General features: G+C 68.1%; 17 protein-coding genes. 11 read left to right on the top strand and 6 right to left on the bottom strand.

Annotated elements, in window-relative coordinates; translation table 11 throughout:
• Together VB777_RS05375 and VB777_RS05370 are read left to right on the top strand one after the other, a co-directional pair.
• A partial coding sequence (locus tag VB777_RS05375) for a hypothetical protein (RefSeq protein WP_323247549.1) occupies nt 1-218 on the top strand: 218 nt, incomplete at its 5' end.
• 254 nt (nt 219-472) lie between these two features.
• Complete coding sequence (locus VB777_RS05370) at nt 473-2668, top strand: beta-glucosidase family protein (RefSeq protein WP_323247547.1); 2196 nt, start codon at nt 473-475, stop codon at nt 2666-2668.
• A gap of 11 nt (nt 2669-2679) precedes the next feature.
• Here VB777_RS05370 and VB777_RS05365 read toward each other — a convergent pair whose 3' ends face one another.
• Both VB777_RS05365 and VB777_RS05360 read right to left on the bottom strand, forming a co-directional pair.
• The gene (locus tag VB777_RS05365; protein ID WP_323247545.1) at nt 2680-3795 is read right to left on the bottom strand and encodes a glycosyltransferase family 2 protein; all 1116 of its coding nucleotides are present in this window, start codon (nt 3793-3795) and stop codon (nt 2680-2682) included.
• Nucleotides 3796-3861: 66 nt separating this feature from the next.
• On the bottom strand, nt 3862-4431 hold the full coding sequence (locus VB777_RS05360; protein WP_231598279.1) for an esterase/lipase family protein: 570 nt from the start codon (nt 4429-4431) through the stop codon (nt 3862-3864).
• Nucleotides 4432-4797: 366 nt separating this feature from the next.
• On the opposite strand from VB777_RS05360, the gene VB777_RS05355 reads away from it, so the two are divergent.
• Nucleotides 4798-7044, top strand: coding sequence for an AAA family ATPase (locus tag VB777_RS05355; RefSeq protein ID WP_323247541.1), 2247 nt, complete (start codon nt 4798-4800; stop codon nt 7042-7044).
• Nucleotides 7045-7177: 133 nt separating this feature from the next.
• On the opposite strand, the gene VB777_RS05350 is transcribed toward VB777_RS05355, so the two are convergent.
• The gene (locus VB777_RS05350; RefSeq protein ID WP_322757422.1) at nt 7178-7912 is read right to left on the bottom strand and encodes a transglutaminase family protein; all 735 of its coding nucleotides are present in this window, start codon (nt 7910-7912) and stop codon (nt 7178-7180) included.
• Between the two features lie 274 nt (nt 7913-8186).
• Nucleotides 8187-10274 (bottom strand): isoamylase, encoded by a 2088-nt coding sequence (locus VB777_RS05345; RefSeq protein WP_323247538.1) that lies wholly within the window; start codon nt 10272-10274, stop codon nt 8187-8189.
• 108 nt (nt 10275-10382) lie between these two features.
• On the opposite strand from VB777_RS05345, the gene VB777_RS05340 reads away from it, so the two are divergent.
• The 4 genes from VB777_RS05340 to VB777_RS05325 all read left to right on the top strand — a co-directional run bounded on the left by VB777_RS05340 (nt 10383) and on the right by VB777_RS05325 (nt 12988).
• Nucleotides 10383-11072 carry an MBL fold metallo-hydrolase gene (locus tag VB777_RS05340; RefSeq protein ID WP_197169729.1) on the top strand — a complete coding sequence of 230 codons (690 nt, stop codon included), beginning with the start codon at nt 10383-10385 and terminating at the stop codon, nt 11070-11072.
• Nucleotides 11073-11245: 173 nt separating this feature from the next.
• Nucleotides 11246-11521: an HU family DNA-binding protein gene (locus VB777_RS05335; protein WP_197153997.1), complete on the top strand. Its 276-nt coding sequence runs from the start codon at nt 11246-11248 to the stop codon at nt 11519-11521.
• Between the two features lie 127 nt (nt 11522-11648).
• Nucleotides 11649-12620: a tRNA glutamyl-Q(34) synthetase GluQRS gene (gene gluQRS, locus VB777_RS05330; protein ID WP_323247551.1), complete on the top strand. Its 972-nt coding sequence runs from the start codon at nt 11649-11651 to the stop codon at nt 12618-12620.
• A gap of 62 nt (nt 12621-12682) precedes the next feature.
• The gene (locus tag VB777_RS05325) at nt 12683-12988 is read left to right on the top strand and encodes a hypothetical protein (RefSeq protein WP_323247536.1); all 306 of its coding nucleotides are present in this window, start codon (nt 12683-12685) and stop codon (nt 12986-12988) included.
• Here VB777_RS05325 and VB777_RS05320 read toward each other — a convergent pair.
• The gene (locus VB777_RS05320; protein WP_197159363.1) at nt 12954-13118 is read right to left on the bottom strand and encodes a hypothetical protein; all 165 of its coding nucleotides are present in this window, start codon (nt 13116-13118) and stop codon (nt 12954-12956) included. The genes VB777_RS05325 and VB777_RS05320 overlap by 35 nt on opposite strands.
• A gap of 36 nt (nt 13119-13154) precedes the next feature.
• Here VB777_RS05320 and VB777_RS05315 point away from each other — a divergent pair, with 36 nt between their 5' ends.
• The 3 genes from VB777_RS05315 to VB777_RS05305 all read left to right on the top strand — a co-directional run bounded on the left by VB777_RS05315 (nt 13155) and on the right by VB777_RS05305 (nt 16896).
• The gene (locus VB777_RS05315; RefSeq protein ID WP_231597771.1) at nt 13155-13475 is read left to right on the top strand and encodes a lactate dehydrogenase; all 321 of its coding nucleotides are present in this window, start codon (nt 13155-13157) and stop codon (nt 13473-13475) included.
• Nucleotides 13476-13585: 110 nt separating this feature from the next.
• On the top strand, nt 13586-13996 hold the full coding sequence (locus tag VB777_RS05310; RefSeq protein ID WP_197153996.1) for a hypothetical protein: 411 nt from the start codon (nt 13586-13588) through the stop codon (nt 13994-13996).
• On the top strand, nt 13993-16896 hold the full coding sequence (locus tag VB777_RS05305) for a bifunctional acetate--CoA ligase family protein/GNAT family N-acetyltransferase (protein WP_323247533.1): 2904 nt from the start codon (nt 13993-13995) through the stop codon (nt 16894-16896). The genes VB777_RS05310 and VB777_RS05305 overlap by 4 nt, the downstream gene beginning before the upstream one ends.
• On the opposite strand, the gene VB777_RS05300 is transcribed toward VB777_RS05305, so the two are convergent.
• Nucleotides 16839-17813, bottom strand: a complete 975-nt coding sequence (locus VB777_RS05300; protein ID WP_197153994.1) for a histone deacetylase — start codon at nt 17811-17813, stop codon at nt 16839-16841. The two genes, VB777_RS05305 and VB777_RS05300, sit on opposite strands and share 58 nt — an antisense overlap.
• A 97-nt stretch (nt 17814-17910) precedes the next feature.
• Between VB777_RS05300 and VB777_RS05295 the strand changes: the two genes are divergently transcribed.
• Entirely contained in the window at nt 17911-18540 is a 630-nt protein-coding gene (locus VB777_RS05295) for an NAD(P)H-dependent oxidoreductase subunit E (RefSeq protein ID WP_323247531.1), read from the top strand.
• Nucleotides 18541-18666: the final 126 nt, after the last annotated feature.

Below are 18666 nucleotides of genomic sequence, written 5' to 3'. Positions count from 1 at the left end.
CCAATACGAAGCAATTTGCCGACAATATTGTATTGCTTGAGCACTTACGATCTGCTGCGACGATGCCGAAAGGCATTTTTTATGGTGATCAGAGGCTGGCAAATCTTGTAAATTTCGAAGTGTCCTTAAGGAGAAGGAAACCAACAGTTTCCATCTCTCCGACAACGATAATGATGATGTTGCTGTTGGAGTTCCCAGTCCAGATGCTCGGGCCCTAGGAATCCCCGTTCGGGTTGCTCCCGTGGTGATTCATCTCGACCATCGCCAAGACCTGAAGCACCGCACCACGATCGCCCGCCGTACCCTCAGTTTCGAGGACCATGAGCTGGTCAAGCCAGACGTCCTGGGAGCCTGATGGATGGATGGGCGTTGTCATGAAGTCCCGCCCCGCTGATCCGCAGCCGCAGCCGCAGCCGCAGCAGGCATTGTTGAGCAGCGTGGCGGAACTGGAGGATGTTCCTAGGTTGAGGCGGTGACTGATCCCGCTCCCGACCCTGCGTCTCAGGCCCGGGCTCTGTCGCTGCTGGCGGAGATGAGCCTGGCCGAGAAGCTGCATCTGCTCGACGGCGACACCCCGTTCTGGGCCGGCATGGTGGACATCGCCACCCGGGATGCCTCCCATCGCCATCCCTGGCCCACCGGTTGCCTGCCGAGGCTGGGCCTGAAGGGGCTGCAGTTTGTCGATGGTCCCCGCGGTGTGGTGCTCGAAGGGGGTGCCACCACCTTTCCGGTACCGATCGCCCGCGGTGCCACCTGGGATCCCGAGCTGGAGGAGAGGATCGGCGAGGCGATCGCCCGCGAGGCCCGCAGCTTCGGTGCCGACTGGGTGGCCGCCGTGTGCGTCAACCTGCTGCGCCATCCCGGCTGGGGCCGGGCCCAGGAGACCTATGGCGAAGACCCGGTGCATCTGGGTGCCATGGGAGCAGCGATGACCCGCGGTCTGCAGCGCCACGCCATCGCCTGCGTCAAGCACTTTGCGCTCAACTCGATCGACAGCTCCCGCTTCCTGGTGGACGTTCGTGCCTCGCAGCGGGTGCTGCATGAGCTCTACCTCCCCCACTTCCGCGACTGTGTCAAGGCCGGCGCCGGCTCGGTGATGAGCGCCTACAACCGGGTCAACGGCGAATGGTGCGGACAGCATCCCCAGCTGCTGCAGGACATCCTCAAGACCCGCTGGGACTTTGGGGGATTTGTCGTCACCGATTTCATCTTCGGTGTGCGGGATGGGGTGCGGGCTCTGCTGGCGGGCCAGGACCTGGAGATGCCGTTCCGGATGATCTTCGAGGGCAGCCTCAGCGAGGCGGTGGCGGATGGGCGCCTGCCGATCCAGCGCATTGACGAGGCAGTGCTGCAGCTCTTGCAGGCCCAGCTCACGGTTCCTCCAGGCTCCTATCCGATGTCCCTGCGCCACTGCGCCGACCATCGGCAACTGGCCCGGGAGGCGGCCACCAAATCGATCGTGCTGCTGAAGAACGAAGGATCGGTGCTGCCCCTGCGGGGTCTGCACTCCCTGGCCGTGATCGGTCCGTATCTGGCGGTGGCGAACCTGGGCGATCGGGGTTCCTCGGACACCCGGCCCGAGCCGGGATCGGTGGTCACACCCCTGGCGGGCCTGCAGGCCGCCGCCCCGGAGCTCCGGCTGGAGGTTGCCGATGGCGCCGACCTCCGGGCGGCCACCGCCCTGGCCGCCAAGTGCGACGCGGCCCTGCTGGTGCTGGGGCTGGACTGGCGCCTGGAGGGAGAGCACATCCATCCCGGCGACATTGCCCCGATCCTGCAGCAGGTCCCCCCGCCCGATGGCCTGCTGCGCCTGGGGCGGAGCCGGGTGTTGCCGCTCTGGCGACCCGTGGCCCGCCTGATCGCCTGGATCACCAGCTACGGCTCGGCCAGGCGGGGCGGCGACTTCGCCGCGGGGGACCGCACCGGGCTGGATCTGCCGCCTGAGCAGGTGGCGCTGATCGAGGCGGTGGCCGCCGCCAATCCCCGCACCGTGGTGGTGCTGATGGGTGGTGGCGCCATCCTCACCGAGGGGTGGCACGACCGGGTGCCCGGCCTGCTGCTGCTCTGGTACCCGGGGCAGCGGGGCGGCGAGGCTCTGGCCGACGTGCTGCTGGGCCGGGTCTCCCCATCCGGGCGCCTCCCCTTCACGATCCCCACCAATGCGGCGCATCTGCCGCCCTTCGAGCCCCGCGCCCAGCAGGTCACCTACGACCTGTGGCATGGCTACCGCCGCCTGCGGCGTGAGGGCCATCGCGCCGCCTATCCTTTCGGCTACGGACTCTCCTACAGCCGTTTCGAGCTGGCAGACCTCACAGCCGCGATCCAGCCGCAGGCCGGGGAGGAGGGCGAGCTGGTGGTGGAGGTCACGGTGCGCAATGGGGGCGCGATGGAGGCCGATGAGGTGGTTCAGGTCTACCTGGAGCCGCCCGGCCGGCAGGTGGAACGCCCCGCTCGGGTGCTGGTGGGCTTCCAGAGGGCCAGCCTGGCGATGGCAGAGCAGAGGCGCCTCGTGCTGCGGATCCCGCTGCGGCGGCTTGCCTACTTCGAGGAATCCAGCGATGGCTTCGTGCTCGAACCTGGCCTGCACCGGCTGGTGGTGGCGCGCCATGCCGAAGACGCTGGACTTGCCCTGGAGTTGCAGGTCGAAGGCCGCATCCTGGGCCGCTGACGCCAGCAGCCTCAGGCTGTTCTGGCTCGGTCGCGGGTGCTGAAGGTGCGGCCCTTCCAGCTGACGCGACCGCGCTCGAGGTTGAGAATCGCCAGCACGAAGACGCCGATGAAGAACAGAACGGGGATCAGGAACACCAGGTTGATCCAGCCGAAACGACCCACCCGGCGGGTGATCAGCAGCAGCTGCAGCGCGTAGGCCCCGTACACCACGGCATTGGGCAGCAGGGCCGGATCGCCCACCATCGGCCAGCCCAGCAGGGAGGCCGGCAGGCACCAGGCGGCCCAGAACAGCCCCGACAGCCACAACAGCACCGCCAGCATCCAGGGCCAGCGCACCTCGCCAGCGGCGGTGGCGAAGTTCTTGCCGAAGCCCGTCACCATGTCGCGCAGACCACCGGGATACATGCGGTAGTCGATCGCGCCGAGGCCGAGGAAGGCGCTCACCGGCAGGCCCGCCTGTTCATAGCAGTGGCCTAGAAACCAGTCTTCCACCACCTTCCCCGCCACGGCGGCATGGCCGCCGCTGCGGTCGTAGTCGATGCGGCTGGTCACCAGCGCCGGACCGAAGGCGACGCCACTGCCCTGGCCCAGGGGCACGGCCATCAGCCCCACCAGATTGAACAGCACCGAGAGCTGTTCATAGGGCTTCTCCGTGCGGTGGTAGGGCTGCACGGACACCAGCCCACCCAGGGTCTGGTGCTTCGCCAGCAGCCGTTCGAGGAAGCTCGGCAGGGGCTCGGTGTCGGCATCCAGGAACACGAGCACCTCGCCGTGGCTGGCTCGTACGCCGTTGTGCAAGGCCCAGGTCTTGCCGCACCAACCCTGCGGCAGCGGCGGCGGTTGCATGACGGTGATCGGCAGCTCCTGGGCACACTCCATGGCGATCGAGGCGGTGCGATCGGTGGAGTGGTCGTCGATCACGATCACCTCCAGCGGCCGTACGCTCTGCCGGTTCAGGGCGGCCAGCAGGTTGGGCAGGGTGGTCTCCTCATTGCGGGCCGGGATCAGCACCGAGACCCGCGGCACCTGACTGAGGGAGGCCTCCGGCAGCAGGGGCATGCGCAGGGAGAGGAACCAGCCCAGCAGCCAGCGCACCAACATCGAGATACCGAGCAAGTCGATCAAAGGCCTGCCTGCCGGATCACCCCAACGCTATGCGGCTTCCCCAGGGGGGCCAGTAGGGATCCCCGTTCAGGGCCGCAGCAGCTCCTGGGCCAGGGGCCGGATCGAGGCGGGGTCACGCAGGATCTGGGGATGGGTCCAGACCGGCAGCATGGTGCGCTCTCCCACCGGCAGCACGGCACGCCATCCCGGCAGCACGGCCAGATCGATGGCGGAGTAAAAGCTGTGGCAATCGATCCCGCGCAGGGCGTCCTGATCGCTGTTGAGCTGCTGTAACAGGGGGCTGCCCATCTTCAGATCGGCGATGCCGGCCACCAGCTGGCGGGGCCACAGCTCGGCCGTGAGCGTGCCCTGCTGCGGGCTGCCGACGCTGATGAACCGCCGGGTGCGCCGATAGCCCCCCAGCAGCTGGATCCAGGTGCGGGCGATCACACCACCGATCGAGAACCCCAGCAGATCGATGGGCTGATCCAGCCCGAAGGCCGCCTCGATGTGGCTGCCGAGCAGAACGGCTGCCTCTTCGATCGGTGTGCGGCCCAAGCGCAACGGCAGATCGGGGATCAGCAGCGGATGGCGGCGGTCCCCCAGCTCCCGTTTCAACCGATCAAAGACCTGCGGGCTGTCCAGCAGCCCATGCACCAGCACCAGGGGAGGGGCCGACGGCGCCGGAGCATCGGACGCGGGCGGTGTGGCGGCGACGGCGGGTGCAGGAGAGGGAGGAGAAATCGTGGGTGCCCCGCAAGCGTCTGGAAAAAATTCAACGGCATTCCTCCGATTTGCAGAAGAGCCGACCGGGAGTGGAAACCGGCACGGCGTCGCGTGATCCCCGCTCGATCCAGGGCCTTGAGCAAGGACTGCTCCTGCAGAGGCAGCTAGAGCAGTGCCCGTCCCAGCCGCCATGCTTGTGGTACCCGGGTCTGGCTTGTGATGCCAGCGTTTGCCAGTGAAGGACTGGCGGGTGCAGGTTGCGTGCGAAAAACTGGGGAGAATCCGGTCGTCTGCCCCATGGCGCCACTGCGTTGCCACCTGCTGATCGGTCCACCCGCCAGTGGCAAGACCACCCTGGCGCGAGCCCTGGCTCCCCTGCTCAGCGGCCCCGGACAGCCGCCCGCGGTGGTGCTCTCCACGGATGCGATCCGCGCCGAGGTGTTCGGCGATGCGGCCGTTCAGGGGCCCTGGGGCGAAATCCAGCAACGCCTGCACCAGCGCCTGCAGGAGGCGGTGGCCAACGGCAGCCCGGTGATCGTGGATGCCACCCATGCCAGGCGGGCCTGGCGGCTGGCAATCACCCAGGCCCTGTCGCTGCCGGTGGCCGTGGAGTGGATCGGCTGGTGGCTCCATACGCCCCTGCCCACCTGCCTGGAGTGGAACCAGCGACGCGAGCGCCCCGTGCCGGTGCCGGTGATTCAGGAGATGGCCGCCGCCCTGGCCGATTCCCATGCCGGCCCGCAGCGCAGCGAGGGCTTTGCGGCGATCTGCGCCCTGGTGCCCAGCCACCATGACGATCTGGTGCCGGTGCTGCAGAGCGAACTGGCCGGTCTCGACAAGCGGATTCGATCGTCCCGCAATCGCGAGAATCGGCTGCAGCGACACGGGTACTCGCGCCTGCTCGATCTGGAGCGGCTGCTTCACCTGATTCGCCTGCTGGTCTCCTTCCCCGATCTCGAGGCCTCCGATCCGGGGACGCGGGAGGAACTGGAAGCCTGGGTGTCACCACCGCCGCAAGGGGACCTGGCCGAACGGGCCGCAGCCTATCTGCGCCGTCTGCATGGCGACTGCTACGCCGATGCCGCAGCCCTCCGCCGTGACCTGCTCTGGCTCGAGCAGAACGGCTTCACCAGTGCTGTGGCGGTCGATGCACCGATCCAGCTGCTGGAGCCGGGACCGGCGGATCAGCCGCTGCGGCGCCCGGCTGTGCCGGCCAGTGGGGGTGTGCACGGTGGCTCGCCGCCCATGGCCGATGGCCCGGTGTTCCTGCGGGTGATGACCCTGCTGCGCCACATGTTGCAAGCCCCCTTCGATCGGGCGGGGGAAAAGGGGAGCAATCTGCACCAGCACCTGATCGCCCAGATCGAAGCGATTCCCGGCGCCTATCTCCGCGGCGAAAGCGCCACCCTGCGCAAGGACATCGAAAAGATCCTCACCCCCTACGGCTTCCGCTCCCGCAACGACAACGTCCGCCATGGCTACTGCCTCGGCACCGCCATCCTCTCGGCGGCGCGGCTGCGGGAGGTGCACGACGTGGTGCGCCAGGCCGCCGGGCGACTCGCTGATCCCTCGACCCAGGAGCTGCTGACCGAACTGGATGAACGGCTGGGCTGGGCGGGACTCGACATCAGCGAAGCCCTGCCGGTGCGCAGCTATGCCCGCCACTCCATCCTCGAAGCCGCCCTTGTTCGCAGGGAGTCGCTCGCTGCACCCCGGCAGGCCGAGCGGATCGAGACGGCGATCCTGGAACACCGGCGGGTGTGCCTGGAGCGGTTCGCCTCCGCCGGCAGTTTTCCAGAAAGCCCTCAAGGGATTCTGAGGGTGTGGCCGCTCCAGTTGATCTTCCACAACATCGGTTGGTATCTCCTCTACGAGGACGACCAGGTGGGGCAGGCGGAGGGATTGATCCGCAGCGAGCGGCTCGATCGACTGGCTCTGACCCGCAGCGAGGGGCGGTTGCGCCGCAGTCCTGAGGAGCATCGCCGCTCCCTGCAACGGGTCGAGCGCCTGCTGCACCATTGCGGCGGCATCGACTTCGGCGAGGAGCTGGCGCCGCAGCTCGCCATCGCCAGCAGCTCAGCGCGGCTGCGCGACACGGCCCTGGAGACCCTGCGCTTCTCCTGTACCGCTTCGGCTTTCGCCTTCATTCGCGAGGGGGTGGCGCGCTACCCGATCGAGCACACCCGCTTCTCCCTTCCCCTGGCGGGTGATCGCTGGTGGCGCCACCCCAAGGCGCCCCATGTGCTGAGGCCGAATGCAAAAGACGACAGCCATCCCTATCCGGTGGAGCTGGACCTGCCCAGCTGGACGGTGGCCCGTGATGTGGACCTGCGCAACTGGCTGTTCGGCTTCGGAGGCGAGCTTCGCATCGAGGCACCCGATGGGATGCGTCAGGAGTTGCTGCGGCATGTTCGAGCTGCCCTTGCGGTCTATGGGGAGACGGACGCCGCGCCGCCGCGCAAGGCCGCTGGGGCCGCCGAGCCCAGCAGGCGGCAACCGGAAGCACCGCAGTTTTTCTTCTCCAATCGATGCCTCAGGGACTGAAGCCAGGTGCGGATCGTGAGTCTCTGCCCTGGCCCCACGACAGACCGATCGTCGCGCGCCACGTCAGCGTTGCGTCGATCGCGTGGTTCTGCATGGCGCGTGGTTCAGGCCTGCTGCGCTGCAGTCGGTGCCATCAGCTGTCGCCTCCGTCCAGGCGATCAACATGAACGCTCTGCGTTTCTGGGTGTACAGCAGGCCCAAACTGATTGTAAATCGCCACATCGGCGGCATCGCGGCCATAGCCGATCACCACATAGCCACCACGAAGCTCGGTCTGCGTGGCATCAAAGGTATACCAACGCCCTGCAACGTAGGCTTCAAACCAGGCGTGCAGGTCCATGGGCCTGAGCCCATAAAGATATCCAGCCACCAATCGTGCTGGGATGCTCAGGCTGCGGCAAAGAGCAATGCCAAGGTGAGCTAGATCGCGACAGACTCCCGATCCTTTTGCATGGACTTCCGTGGCCGATAGGGGAATGTAATTGATGCCTGGTTCATAACGAATTGTGCTGCGCAACCAGCTTTCAATTGCCTTGACCTGGTCGTAGCCGAGTCGTTGTCCGGCTACAATGTCTGCGGCCATGAGGCCGAATCGGTCGGATTCGCAATAGCGACTTGGCAACAGGTAGCTGAGCACGTTTTCGGGAAGATTCTCGATGGTGACAATGGGCGCTCCCGGCGCCTGGTCAACGTGGTCAGCGGTCAGCACTTCGGATGTGGTGTGAATGGCAAGCGGGCCCGGGAGGGCAACCAGTCGCTGGCAGAGATTGCCGTAACCATCCGTGTACTCGAATACGGGGATGTAGGGATTTAATCTGTATTCTTCCCGAGCGATCCATTGCTGAGCGCCACTGCGCAATCGCAGCATCAGAATGAAGGGGGTTGGCGCTGTGATAGTGAAGGTTAAACTACAGCCTGTGCGCAGCCACATGTGGCAGGCTCACCAGCGAAATCCTCTCTCAATCTAGCGGCTCAGATCCTGCTGCAAAGCCGTGCAGCTCTGTCTGCAGGCCTGTGTGCGCGTCTGCTGTCGATGCGGTACGGCATTTGATTCAGATCGGCAGCCTGTGTCAGAGATGTGCCGGCAGCGTCAGTGTCCCCAGCGCGGCGGAACCTGAAATCCGCCATCAGTCTTGCAATCATCAGCCCTTCAGCCGCAATCCCTTCACCAGGGGTGCCGCCAGCATCAGCATCAGGCTGCGGCTCTCCAGCGGAGCCCCGGACGGGCTCCACCGCTCCGGACGGGCAGGCAGATCCAGACCCGCGGGCAGGGCCGTATCGATGATCCGCATCCAGCCTGCGGGGCAGGGCGGCAGGTCGAAATGCATGGCCTTGCCATAGGCATTCATGCCGCACCACAGCAGGGCGCCATGGTGGGGATCGTGCAGGCTCCAGGCCAGGGTGTGGGACCAGCTGGCCCAGTCGGGCTTGCGCAGCTCAACCCCGTGCCACTCCCGCCACAGATGGGAAGGTTCCGAACCGGGCGCTTCTTCCACCAGGCCATCGAGAAAGGGCGCTTCCGGGTTGAGCAGGGCCGCCAGATGGCGACGCAGGGTGAGCAGTCGAATCACATAGGTGCGCAGGGCCAGGTCTTCGGCATCGGGCTGCCAGTGCATCCATCCGAGCGGATTGTCCTGGCACCAGGTGTTGTTATTGCCCCCCTGGCTGCGGCGCACCTCGTCGCCCATCAGCAGCATCGGCACCCCTGGCGCCAATAACAGCGAGGCCAGCAGATTCCTGATCTGGCGATCCCGCAGGACGCTGATGGCGTTGTCGGTGCTGGGCCCCTCCACCCCGTGATTCCAGCTGTTGTTGTGGTTATCGCCGTCGCGGTTGTCCTCGCCGTTGGCGAGGTTGTGCTTGCCGTTGAAACTGACCAGATCAGCCAGGGTGAAGCCGTCGTGGGCGGTGAGGAAGGTGATGCACTGGCCCGGATGCACCGGCACAGCGGTGAACAGATCGGGGCTGCCGCTGAGCCGCTGCCCCACCGGCCAGCAGGTGCGATCGTCTCCCTTCCAGAAGCGGCGCAGGTCATCGCGAAAGCGGCCGTTCCAGGTGGCCACTCGCCGGGCGGGGAAGTCGGCCAGGCGATAGAGGCCGCCACAATCCCAGGGTTCGCTGATCATCTTCAGATCACTCAGCTCCGGATCGGCCTCCATGGCCTCGAACAGGGGAGGATCATTGAGGGGGGCCAGCTGCTCGCCGCGGCTCAGGGCGATGCCCAGATCGAAGCGGAAGCCGTCGATGCCCAGCTCCACCGCCCAGCAACGCAGGGATTCCAGGATCAGGCGCCGAACCAGGGGCCGGTTGGCAGCGATCGTGTTGCCGCAGCCACTGACGTCGAGATAGTCGCCGCGCTCGTTCTGCTGGTAATACAGGCGATCGCCAAAGCCCCGCCAGCTGAGGGTGGGGCCGGCCTGGTTCCCCTCGGTGGTGTGGTTGTACACCACATCCAGGAGCACCTCCAGACCCGCCTGATGACAGGCCATCACCAGCTGCCGCATCTGCTCACGGGCCTGCAGCGGGTCGTCCCCCTGCAGGTAGGCGGGATGGGGCGCCATCCAGCTCAGGGGGCTGTAGCCCCAGTGGTTCAGGCGACCGGGTGGCGCATCCTGGGGATCGAAGGCCATCACGGGCAGCAGTTCGATCGTGGTCACCCCCAGCTCCCGCAGATAGGGGATGGTGTCGATCAGCCCCAGCAGGGTGCCCTGGCGTTCGGCCGCCACCGGAACGCCGCCCCCCTGGGTGAAGCCGCCCACATGCAGCTCGTAGATCACCGTGGACTGCCAGCTGTGGCGAGGACGCGGAGCGACGACGAAATCGAAGCGATCCCGCTCCGTCACCACGCCCTTGAGACAGCAGGCGGTGTTGGGCACGCTGCCCACGGCCGTACCGCGCCGATAGCTCTGCCAGCCGGCGATCGCCCGCGCGCAGGGATCGAGCAGCACCTTGGAGGGGTTGAAGCCGTGGCCGCCCGGCTGGATCGGTCCGAAGACCCGGTAGGCGTAACAGCAGCCGATCCCGACACCCTCCACCTCCACATGCCAGTGGTCGCCGGAGCGATGGCGGTGGTCGAGCTCAATCACCCGATCCGGCTCGCTGGCCTCTCCATGGGGGAACAGGAGCAGCTCAAGCCGCGTGGCCGCGGGGGCGGCCACAGAAAAATTCACGCCATGGCTGGTGGTCGCGGCTCCCAGGGGCCAGGGATAACCGATCCGGATTGAAGACAACGACCCGGCCTTGGGCGTGATCAGGCTAAGGCAGACCCTGCCACACGCCACGGGCACCGCCACTGCAGCACCGGCGGCAGGACCGGATTCAATGGAGAGCCCATTGCCATGGCCATCCTGTCCGCACCTCCGATCGATCCGGGCCGTCCTCCCCTGGCTGTGCTTCCCGGACTCTGGTGCTTTGCGCCCAATCGCGACTGCCAGGGAGGCACCGCCTGGCTGCTCGCCCTGGCGGATGGCGATCTGCTGGTGGACTGCCCCGCCCTCAGCGAGGCCAATCTCACCTTTCTGGAGGCACGGCCGGCCCTGGGCCGGATCGTGCTCACCAGCCGCGAGGGCCATGGCCGGGTGCGGCGGCTGCAGGAACGGCTGGGCTGGCCCGTGCTGGTGCAGGAGCAGGAGTCTTACCTCCTGCCCAACCTGCAGGACCGGGTCGACTGGGGGGAGGAGGCCGAGCCGGCCCCGGGGCTGCGGCTGCTCTGGACCCCCGGCCCTACCCCAGGCTCCTGCGTGATTCACGTCCAGGCGCCAGCAGCGGCGGGGCTCGACATCCTGTTCTGCGGCAGGCTGCTGGGGCCCACGGCACCGGGGCGGCTGGTACCGCTGCGCACTCCCCGCACCTTCCACTGGCCGCGGCAGCAGCGCAGTCTGGTGCGGCTTCGCCAGTGGCTACCGCCGGCCTCACCCCAGTGGATCGCCTGCGGCGGCGGGCTTGGTGCCCTGCGGGGCGACAAACTGTTGGCCGGCGGCAGTTCCCTGATCAGCGAACTTGCCGAACAGGTCGCTACAGCGGCTTGACGGGGGTATCCCCACTCTCCAGACTGGCCGAGATCCCTTGCGGCAAGCCGTCTGTCGAGTTGCCGACCGGGATCAGTGCCCATACCATTGGCGCGCCCCACCCAAAAACGGCGGTCGGAACCCGCGCCGATCAGCCAGCCCTCCACCGCCGACCTGAGATTTTTCACCGTCCGATGAACAAAGCAGACCTCGTCAACCTCGTGGCAGCCCGCACGGAGCAGACCAAGACCGATGTGGCCCAGGTGGTCGACGCCCTGATCGACACCATCATCGATTCGGTGGTGGAAGACAAGAAGGTGTCGATCCTTGGATTCGGCTCCTTCGAAGCCCGCAAGCGCTCGGAACGGCAGGGACTCAACCCCAAGACCGGCGAGAAGATCAAGATCCCGGCCAAGAAGGTTCCTGCCTTCACGGCCGGCAAGATGTTCAAGGACCGCGTTCAGGGCTGAGTCCCCGATTCATCCCCCTGGATCAGGTGCGGTCCTGCAGGGCCGCTTTTTTTCTCGCTGAAGCCCACATTTCTCCGTGCCCTCCCTTGCGTTGCCCCGCCATCTGCAGGCGCAGCTCGAGCAGGGGATGGAGCTGCGTTCGCGCAGCCGCTACCGCGGTCGTTACGCTCCCTCGCCCACCGGCCCACTGCACCGGGGCAATCTGCGCACGGCTCTGCTGAGCTGGCTCGATGCCCGCCTGGCCGGCGGGGAATGGTTGCTGCGACTCGACGATCTCGACACGCCGCGCAACCGAGCCGGAGCTGAAGACGGGATCCTGGCTGATCTTCGCTGGCTGGAGCTGGACTGGGACGGGCCGGTGATTCGCCAGAGCGAACGCCGCGGCCTCTACGCCAGCGTGCTCTCAGCCCTGCGCCGGGCCGGGCGTCTCTACCCCTGCCGCTGCAGCCGCCGTCTGCTGTCGGACATCTCCGCGCCCCATGGCCAGCCGCCGGTGTATCCGGGGTACTGCAGTGAGCGGCTGCCCCATTGGGGCTTCCTCCAGGAGCGGCTGCCCAGCTGGCGGTTGCGGCTGGCGGAGGGGGCGCTGCTGTGGCCGGAGCGCCGTGGGGCTCCCGGCCGGCTGGATGGTGCCACCGAGGTGGGGGATGTGGTGCTGCGGCGCTCCGATGGTTTCGTGGCCTATCACCTCGCCACGGCCGTGGATGAGCTGCTGTTCGGCGTCACCGATGTGGTGCGGGGCGAGGACCTTCGCTGGGCCAGTGGTGCCCAGGTGGCGGTGATGGCTGAACTGGGGGCCACACCACCCCGCTACTGCCATCTGCCGCTCTGGCGCGACGGGCAGGGCCGGCGGCTGAGCAAACGGGAGGGAGCCGAGGGAGCGGCGGGCCTGCGTCAGCAGGGTCTGGATGGGCCGGCGGTGATCGGGCTCCTGGCCGCGAGCCTGGCGCTGGTACCGGATGGCAGCCGGATCAGCAGCGCCGAGTTGCTCAGTGAGCTGTTGCGTCAGCTGAGCAGGCAGGAGCCACGTGCCGATGACCTGGCCTCAGACCTTAAGGAAGGTTTCGGGATCAGAACAACCAAAATCGCCCACAGTTGAAGCATCTCGGCGGCTGGCTCTGCAGCTCTGCTCCGCCGCCACCGAATCGACGAGGACCGGAGATGCAAAGCCCAAGACCCCATGCAGCCATCGGAGCCGATGCCGAAGCCAGCACGGCTGTGATGGCCAGTGGCAAGGGCTACAGCAGCGTGTCAACCCAATGCCGCCAATGCGGCGGCAGCGGCATCCTGCGCCACGGCGATCAACAGTTCCGCACCTGTCTCGACTGCCTCGGGCAGGGCCAGCTCAAGACCACAGAACAGGGCAACACGCTGCGGAGGCTGATCGAAGGGTCCTGGAGCGGCCCGCTGTCACGGGGGCTTTCGGACCACATCACCGTTGTGACGAACGCTTCTGCTTCCAGATGAAGAAGCCGGCCGTGCCCACCACGATCGCCAGAGGAGCTGCGGTGAGCAGCAGCAGGGCCACGGCTGTCCAGTCGGTGTACATGTCCGGTGGGATCAACGCCTGGCCATCATCCCAGCCGGTCTGCGCCATTCCACACTGATGACATCCGTCCCGTTCGAGCTTCCGATGGACAGGCTGTCCCTGCGCGTTCTCTCTTTGGGTGAACAGCCTCTGCGAGCTCTGTCTCTGCGGGTACTGATCCGGGGGCTTGCCCCTGCCGCCGCCCTCGCCCTGATCGGCGCGGGTGCGGGCCAGGCCGGCGTGGTGTTCCAGAACTGTGTGCAGGATGCCGATGGCGGCATCACCTGCGACACCCGGCCCACCGGCAACACCCTGATGGACGACGAAGCCGCTCGCTTCGGCCTGTTCGACGAAGCCAGCCCGGGATGGAACGAGTTCGATCCCTACCAGGGGTACGACGACATGTTCGGCGGCAACGAAACCTGAGAGCGGCTCGCTGACAGCGGCGGCTGACCTGGCTAAAGCAGACGCAGGGATCAGCCGCCTGCCCGTCGTGCCCGAACGTTCCAGCGGCGATGCCCAGCGGGGGGAACGCCATGAGCCGTGAGCCCGTCGTGCTGCGCTGCTGCAGTGCCAGCAGCTGCCGCAGCGCCGGCAGTGAACGGCTGCGCAGGGCCTTGCTTGCGGCCCGCGCCAACGGCGAAGCCGGTGAGGCCGCCGTGCTGATCCGAGCGGTGGGCTGCCTGAGACTCTGCGGCCGCGGGCCGCTGGTGGCCCGCGACGGGCCTCGCGGAACGGAGCTCTTCGGCGGCCTCGGCACCGAGCAGGCCGCCGATCTGCTCGCGGGTTGTCAGGCCCGCCTGGAGCCCCATCGCATCGATCTGGATCAACTCACTTTCCAGCTGCAGGAGCCCGATGTTGACGGGCAGAATTCGGCTGTGATGGACGGCGGGGAACCTGCTGTCGGCTGGATGACAGAGCCGCACCATCGCGAGCGCCTGCCATGACCGACCCAGTGGGCCGCACCCCCGGCCATGGCCAGGGCAGAAGCACCGACCCCACCTACGACATCCTGCGCAGCGAGAGGCAGCCGCTCGGGGCCCTGTTCAGGCCAGGCTGCGTGGCTGTGATCGGTGCCAGCGAGCGGCCCGGCAGCGTGGGCCGCACCCTGCTCTGGAACCTGATCCGCTCGCCCTTCGGCGGCACGGTCTATCCGGTCAATCCGCGGCGCCACAGCGTGCTGGGAGTGCGCTGCAGCGCCAGCGTGGCGGAGATTCCCGAGCCGGTGGATCTGGCCCTGATCGCCACGCCGGCCGCCACCGTGCCCCAGCGGCTGGCGGAGTGCGCCGCCGCCGGGGTGAAGGCGGTGATTGTGATCTCCGCGGGCTTCCGGGAGGTGGGGCCCGCAGGGCTTGCGCTGGAGAACCAGCTGCGCGAGACGCTGCGCGGCTCCGGGTTGCGGCTGCTCGGCCCCAACTGCCTGGGGCTGATGAACCCCCGCCTGGGGCTCAATGCCACCTTCGCCTCCGGCATGGCGGCGCCAGGCCATGTGGGCTTCCTGAGCCAGTCCGGGGCGATCTGCACCGCGGTGCTCGACTGGAGCCATCAGCAGGGGGTGGGCTTCAGCGCCTTCGTGTCGATGGGCTCGATGCTGGATGTGGGCTGGGGCGATCTGATCACCTATCTGGGTGACGATCCCGCCACGCGCAGCATCGTGATCTACATGGAGGCGATCGGCGATGCCCGCGCCTTCCTCTCGGCTGCGCGCGAGGTGGCGCTGACCAAACCGATCGTGCTGATCAAGGGCGGGCGCAGTGCCGAGGCGGCGCGGGCGGCGGCCTCCCACACCGGGGCCCTGGCGGGCAGCGACGTGGTGCTGGAGGCAGCGCTGCGGCGCTGCGGCGTGCTGCGGGTGGATCGCCTCTCGGACCTGTTCGACCTGGCCGGTGTGCTGGCCAAACAGCCCCGACGCCCCAGCGGCCGGCGCCTGGCGATCGTCACCAATGCCGGCGGCCCGGGGGTGCTCGCCACCGATGCCCTGGTGCTCAGCGGCGGCCAGCTGGCCCAGCTCTCGAACGAGAGCCTCACTGCCCTCGATGCGGTGTTGCCGGCCCAGTGGAGCCATGGCAACCCCATTGACATCCTCGGCGATGCCGATCCGGAGCGCTACGCCCGCACCATCGAGATCGCCCTGGCCGATCCCGGCAGCGATGGCCTGCTGGTGATCCTCACACCCCAGGCGATGACCGATCCCACCACCACGGCCCAGCGCCTGCGGCAGCTGGCCGAGGCCAGCAGCAAGCCCCTGCTGGCCAGCTGGATGGGGGGCGACGAGGTGGCCCGTGGGGTGGCGATTCTCAATGCCGCCGGGATCGCCACCAACTCCTACCCCGACGCCGCGGCCCGTCTGTTCATCGCCCTCTGGACCTTCAGCTACAACCTGCGCGGTCTGTACGAGACCCCCGCCCTGCTGCCTGAGGCCGATGAGGGTGCCGGCGCAAGAGCGCCGGACGACCATGCCACCGGTCGCCGCGTGCTGGAGCGAGCCCTGGATGAGGGCCGTGAGCTGCTGAGCGAGACGGAGGCCAAGCAGGTGCTGGCGGGCTACGGCATTCCGGTGCTGGACACCCGCCTGGCCCGCAGCGCCAGCCAGGCCCGCGCCGCCGCCGAGGCCATCGGCTTCCCCGTGGTGCTGAAGCTCAACAGCCGCACCATCACCCACAAGAGCGATGTGGGTGGTGTGTGGCTGGATCTCGCCAGCGGCGAGGCGGTGGAGGCGGCCTTCGCCGCCATGGCCAGCCGGATCCCGGAGCAGTGCGGGCCGGAAGCTTTCGATGGGGTGTCGGTGCAGCCGATGCTGCAGCGGCAGGGGGGCCTGGAGCTGATCGTGGGCAGCAGTCTCGATCCCCAGTTCGGGCCGGTGATCCTGTTCGGCAGCGGCGGCACCCTGGTGGAGGTGTACCGCGACAGCGCCGTGGCTCTGCCGCCCCTGAACACCACCCTGGCGCGGCGGTTGATGGAGCAGACCCGCGTCTACCACGCCCTGCAGGGGGTGCGCGGCGGCCCGCCAGCCGATCTGGAGGAGCTGGAGCGGCTGTTGGTGCGGCTCAGCCAACTGGTACTGGAGCAGCCCGCCATCCGCGAGATCGACATCAATCCGCTGCTGGTGCGGCCCGGCGATCCGGTGCGGCCCCTGGTGGCTGTTGATGCGCGCATTCTGATCCAGCCGGTGGCGGGCGCCACCTGTCCCCTGCCCCGACCGGCCATTCGCCCGTACCCCAGCCAGTACGTGCACCACTGGCGTCTGCAGGACGGCAGTCCGGTGACCATCCGCCCGATCCGGCCCGAGGACGAACCCCTGCTGGTGGCCTTCCACCGCACCCTTTCGGAAGAGAGCGTCTACTACCGCTACTTCCACATGATGTCGCTGAGCCACCGCATCACCCACGAGCGGCTGCTGCGCATCTGCTTCACCGACTACGACCGGGAGCTGGCCCTGGTGGTGGACCGGCGCGACCCCGATTCCGGCGAGCACCGGGTTCTGGCGGTGGGGCGGCTCAGCCGGATGCATGGCTCCAATGACGCCGAGTTCTCGATGCTGATCAGCGACCCGTATCAGAGGCAGGGTCTGGGAACCGAGCTGCTGGCCCAGCTGCTGCGCAGCGGCCGCGATGAAGGTGTCGACCGGGTGACGGCCGAGATCCTGCACGAGAACGGCGCCATGCAACGGGTGTGCAGCAAGCTCGGGTTCAGCCTGCGCTCCACCCCCGAGGTGATGGAGGCCTGGATCGATCTGGCCACTGCATCGCTTCCCGGTGATGCGGTGCCGGTTGATCTGGTCGACGCTGATCAGGCTGGCCCTGATCCGGTCGGCGCTGATCCGCTCGCCAGCAGGGTCTCAACGTGAGCGGCGGCGCCGCCCGCCAGGCCCTGCAGCGCGTAGCCCCCCTCCAGCACGGACACCAGCCGGCCATCGGCGTGTTCGCTGGCGATGTCCAGGCAGAGCTGGGTGAGGGCGCCATAGTCGCTGTCCTCGAGCCGGAAGCTGCCCAGGGGATCGTCCCGGTGGCTGTCGAAGCCGGCCGACACCAGCACCAACTGGGGCCGGAACCGCTCGGCGGCGGGCCGCAGCACGGCGGTCAGGGCCGTGAGCACCGCCGGGCCGTCACTGCCGCCGGGCAGGGGGCAGTTGAGGGTGAAGCCCAGGCCCGGACCCTCCCCCCGTTCCGTGGCGGCGCCGCTGCCGGGGTAGTTGCCCCATTCATGCACGCTGGCGAAGAGCACGCTGGAATCGCGCCAGAAGATCGCCTGGGTGCCGTTGCCGTGGTGCAGGTCCCAGTCGATGATCAGCACCCGCTCCAGGCCATGCACCACCTGGGCATGGCGGGCGCCCAGGGCCACGTTGTTGAAGATGCAGAACCCCATGCCCCGATCGGCCTCGGCATGGTGACCGGGGGGGCGCACCAGGGCGAAGGCGTGGTTCACCTGGCCGCTGAGCACCGCCTCCACCGCTGCAAGGGTGCCGCCGGCCGCCAGCCTGGCCACATCTTCCGACGCGTCACAGATGGTGGTGTCGCCGGTGGAGAGTTGCCTGGCGTCGTAAGCCACATCGCGGCGCACCGTCTCGAGATAGCGAACCGTGTGGCAACGCTGAAGCTCCAGGTCCGTGGCGGGCCGGGCCCGAATCAGCTGGCAGCGCTGCCGCAGGCCGCGGCGCTGCAGTTCGGTTTCGATCGCCTCCAGCCGCCGCGGGCTCTCGGGGTGGCCACTGCCCGTCTCGTGCAGCCGGAAGGCCGGATCGATCACCAGTCCCGTGGCGCCCATCGCTGACGGCCTCCAGGCCAGACTTCCACCACATTCGCTGACAGCCGTGCCGGCGCTGGCTAGGCCGGTGGCAAGACCGCGCCTGTCGCGTCAGCCCATGACCGCGCCGCTCTCCGCGCCACCATCAGCGCTCCGCCGGGCGGATCTGCTCCCCAAGGCGGTTCTTCCTGCCGAGACTGTTCTGCCTGCCGAGGCGGTGGAGCGCACCTCGCGGCTGATTCGTCAGCACCGTGGCCGCTCCGATGCCCTGATCGAGGTGCTGCACCAGGTGCAGGAGATCTACGGCTATCTGCCGCCGGGGGCCCTGGCCCAGGTGGCGCGGGAGCTGAAGCTGCCTCTGGCCCGGGTGTTCGGGGTGGCGAGCTTCTACCACCTGTTCCGGCTCAAGGCCCCCACCGCACACCGCTGCGCCGTGTGCCTGGGCACCGCCTGCTTCGTCAAGGGAGGTGGGGAGCTGGCGGCACGGCTGGAGCGGCGGCTGGGGCTGCGGCTCGATGACGCTGCCGGCAACGGCACCTGGGCCCTGGAACACGTCAGCTGCCTGGGGGCTTGCGGCCAGGCGCCTGTGCTGGTGGTGGACGGCCACCTGGAGGCCCGCCTGCCGGTGGACGATCCGGCGGCCCTGGATGCACGCCTGGGCGCCCTGGGGCTCTCGGCAGACGACGCTTCCGGCGCCGATGCCAGGGCAGACGGCAGGGCAGACGGCAGTGGAACCGGGGCACGCTGATGGCTTCCTCTCCCCGGATGCAACTTCGCTGCTGCGGCGCCAGCGGCTGCCGGTCCGCCGGTGCCGAGGCCGTGCGGGCGGCCCTGCTTTCCGCCCGCGACCAGCTCGGCGGCGCCGCCGAGGCGG

The organism is Synechococcus sp. CCY9202, from assembly GCF_034931685.1.
Lineage (GTDB): Bacteria > Cyanobacteriota > Cyanobacteriia > PCC-6307 > Cyanobiaceae > CBW1002.
The sequence above is the reverse complement of the archived record's forward strand: the minus strand, read 5'-3'. Positions and strand labels throughout refer to the sequence as shown.

Excerpts from the sequence above, each read along its gene's own strand:
- VB777_RS05355 (WP_323247541.1), top strand. The coding sequence starts at position 4,798 with ATGGCGCCACTGCGTTGCCACCTGCTGATCGGTCCACCCGCCAGTGGC.
- VB777_RS05350 (WP_322757422.1), bottom strand. The coding sequence starts at position 7,912 with ATGCTGCGATTGCGCAGTGGCGCTCAGCAATGGATCGCTCGGGAAGAA.
- VB777_RS05340 (WP_197169729.1), top strand. The coding sequence starts at position 10,383 with ATGGCCATCCTGTCCGCACCTCCGATCGATCCGGGCCGTCCTCCCCTG.
- VB777_RS05335 (WP_197153997.1), top strand. The coding sequence starts at position 11,246 with ATGAACAAAGCAGACCTCGTCAACCTCGTGGCAGCCCGCACGGAGCAG.
- gluQRS (WP_323247551.1), top strand. The coding sequence starts at position 11,649 with ATGGAGCTGCGTTCGCGCAGCCGCTACCGCGGTCGTTACGCTCCCTCG.
- VB777_RS05325 (WP_323247536.1), top strand. The coding sequence starts at position 12,683 with ATGCAAAGCCCAAGACCCCATGCAGCCATCGGAGCCGATGCCGAAGCC.
- VB777_RS05320 (WP_197159363.1), bottom strand. The coding sequence starts at position 13,118 with ATGGCGCAGACCGGCTGGGATGATGGCCAGGCGTTGATCCCACCGGAC.
- VB777_RS05315 (WP_231597771.1), top strand. The coding sequence starts at position 13,155 with ATGGACAGGCTGTCCCTGCGCGTTCTCTCTTTGGGTGAACAGCCTCTG.
- VB777_RS05310 (WP_197153996.1), top strand. The coding sequence starts at position 13,586 with ATGAGCCGTGAGCCCGTCGTGCTGCGCTGCTGCAGTGCCAGCAGCTGC.
- VB777_RS05305 (WP_323247533.1), top strand. The coding sequence starts at position 13,993 with ATGACCGACCCAGTGGGCCGCACCCCCGGCCATGGCCAGGGCAGAAGC.
- VB777_RS05300 (WP_197153994.1), bottom strand. The coding sequence starts at position 17,813 with ATGGGCGCCACGGGACTGGTGATCGATCCGGCCTTCCGGCTGCACGAG.
- VB777_RS05295 (WP_323247531.1), top strand. The coding sequence starts at position 17,911 with ATGACCGCGCCGCTCTCCGCGCCACCATCAGCGCTCCGCCGGGCGGAT.